Genomic DNA, 2,783 nt, shown 5'->3' on the forward strand with positions numbered 1-2,783 from the left:
TAGTCGCGAGAAGGACCGCGAGACCATCAGGCTGATACCGATGATTCTGGCCGAGGCGGGATTCCATATTGTCCGTCGCCGCAGCTGACCGGCTGACCGGCTGCAGCCACCCTCGCCCAGCGGAGTCACTATCCGCCCGCACCCGCCGCACTCACCCAACCCCCACTCCGCACACCGGTCAGCAAAACCGAAAACACGTATACGAGGAAGCCGGGATGATCGGATTGATCTCACCACAGCAGTCCCGCCCGGCCGCGGGAGCGCGTGACGCGTCGCTCCCACGGCAGACCCACCCGTGTCCAGTACCGCAAGGCAGGTACGTCCAACTCACCTACCCGGCCACCCCTGGACCGGCAGTCGGAAGGAACCAGCTCGGTGCTGACCGACGACGTCGCGGTGGCCGTCCTTGACTCCCTCCCCTCGTCGGTCGCCGTGCTCGGCCCGGAGGGAACGGTGACCCGCCTCAACGAGGCATGGCGCCGCAATGCCGCCACCGGGGTGGCCCTGCTCCCCGTCCGGCCGGGCATCAGCTGGTTGGCGGCATGCGACAACGCGGCCAACTCAGCGGCTCGATCAGCGGCTCGATCAGCGGCTCGGCCGGCGGAACGAGCCACAGCCCGACCCGCGACCCTGTTGGCCGCCGCGGCGCTCGCCGATCCGGCTGCCCCGGTGCGGGCACTGGCGATCCTGTCCCGGCAGATGATCGACCGACGACGCAAGCAGGCCCGGATCGAGATCCCGAAACCGACGCCACATGGTTATCGTTGGCTCGACGTACGCCTGCGCCCGCTGATCCGTGGTGACGGTCTGATCGTCGTCGTCGACGACGTCACCGAGCGACACCAGCGGGAGGAGGAGCTGCGGCATCACGCGTCGACAGATGCGACAACCGGGCTGGTGAACCGCACGGGGCTGCGCGCGCTTCTCGCTGCCCGACTGGCCGCGGGCCCGCCGGACACTGTGACCACCGTGGCGCCCGGAACAACCCCCGGACACGCCCTGCCAGCCGCCGCCGGCACGGCCATCACAACAGGCACGGCCAAAACCGGGCACAACCGCGGAACGGCCGTTCTCTTCCTTGACCTGGATGCATTTCGTCGAGTCAATTTCTCCTTCGGCTATCCGACGGGCGATGCCGTTCTGGATGCCGCCGCCCGCCGCTTTTCGAAGGTACTCCACCCCGGCGACATTCTCGGGCGCTGGGGCGGGGACGAGTTCGTCATCGTCACCGGACCCGTTACCGCAGCCGAGGCCGCAACCCTGGCCGAGCGGCTCATCTCCTCCCTGGACGAACCGCTGGACGTGCACGGTCATCGGATCAGCATGTCAGTGAGCGTCGGAGTGGCCCTGTCGGCTGGGCCGTCTCCGACCGGCCAGACGCGCTCACCCGAACCTGCGGTCGGTTTCCCGATCCCGGCCGACGCTGCCGAGGTGAGTGACGCCATGGTGGAGCTGGCGGGTGCGGAGGTGATGCGCACCCGGGCGATGGCACGCACGGCCGGGCGGGAGCATCATCCTTGCGACTCGCCATGAATCGTCATGGTGGTTTCTGCGCCACCACATATTTCGACCACAACACCAAGTAGAAGAACTCCCCGTCGGCCCGTCCCGCTCCCCGCTTTTCCACGCCGTATCTTCCATACATGCGCTTCACCCTCACCGTCCTCGATGCCACCCGGAATTCCAGCACGGACGTACTACTGACCGCCGCCCCGGAAACCCCGCTCCGTGCGGTGGCCGGGGCGATGGCCGCCGCTGTCCGCCCGCATCGGCGTACTCCCACACTGGCGCGGGCCGGGCCCTCGATCAACGTCTCCGGTACCGTCCGTCCACTCGACCCGGAGACGACCCTGGCCTCCTCGCCGCTGCTGGAGGGTGCGGTGGTGAGCCTTGATGCCGCGGTGTCCCGGCGGGTCCGCGGGACGGGTCTGGTCGACCTGATGATCATCGGTGGGCCCGGGGCGGGCGACATCCATCACCTGCCGGCGGGTGAGTTCACCGTCGGCTCGGGACCCGGCTGCACTGTCACGCTGGGGGGTCACAGCAGCGACGAGCCCGCGCTGACCATCCGGGTCGAGGTCGGCGGTCGGTGCACCGTCACAGCCGGTCCGGGCGCGGCCGTCGTCGGCGACCACCCATCGTCGCCTGCCAGCACCATCCTGGCCGCGGTGCGGATCGCCCCGGTGACGTTGCTGCTCGTGCGGCCCGCACCGCTCACGGTGCTGACCCGCCCGTCCGTCTCCGCTCCTGGCATGCTCGACGTCAACCGTCCGCCTCGCCTGCATCCGCTGGAGCGGGAGTCCGTCTTCGCCCTGCCGGCCGCACCCGCCGTGTCCCGGTCCCGGTCCTCACGACGGTGCTGCCGCTCGTCGCCGCCCTGGGCATGGCTGCCCTGCTGCGGACAGTCTACGTTCTGCTCTTCGCGGTGCTGGCGCCGGTGAGCCTGGTCGCCTCCGTGGTGAGCGGCCGACGGCGGGAGGGTCGGGAGTTCCGTGCAGCCATGGCCCGCTACCGGCAGGAGCGGGACGACGTCGAGGCCACTGCTCGTGCCGCGCTCGCGGCGGAATGCACCGAGCGTCATCGCAACCACCCCGATCCGGCAAGCCTGCTCGCCACCGCTCAGGGACCGACTGCGACGCTGTGGGAGCGGCGTCGCCATGACCCCGATCACCTGCACCTGAGGTTCGGCACGGCCGACCTGCCAAGCAGGGTCCGGACCACGGACCCCTCCCCTGTAGCCGTCACGCCCCGGCAGCCCCCGGCCTGGGTCGCTCCCGATGTCC

General features: G+C 70.0%; 3 protein-coding genes. All 3 read left to right on the top strand.

Features of this window, described 5'->3' with window-relative positions:
- The first annotated feature begins 375 nt into the window (after positions 1-375).
- Positions 376-1,533, top strand: a complete 1,158-nt coding sequence (locus tag AC08OU_RS24225) for a diguanylate cyclase domain-containing protein (protein WP_476602393.1) — start codon at positions 376-378, stop codon at positions 1,531-1,533.
- A 110-nt stretch (positions 1,534-1,643) separates the two neighbouring features.
- Complete coding sequence (locus AC08OU_RS24230) at positions 1,644-2,441, top strand: hypothetical protein (protein ID WP_476602392.1); 798 nt, start codon at positions 1,644-1,646, stop codon at positions 2,439-2,441.
- Positions 2,384-2,783 (top strand): hypothetical protein (locus AC08OU_RS24235; protein ID WP_476605904.1); only part of this gene is annotated, 400 nt, incomplete at its 3' end. The genes AC08OU_RS24230 and AC08OU_RS24235, both read left to right, overlap by 58 nt.

Source organism: Frankia sp. CcMO1, from assembly GCF_977945845.1.

What these genes read in the sequence shown, in the direction of transcription:
- AC08OU_RS24230 (WP_476602392.1), top strand. Translation starts at nt 1,644, where the DNA reads ATGCGCTTCACCCTCACCGTCCTCGATGCCACCCGGAATTCCAGCACG.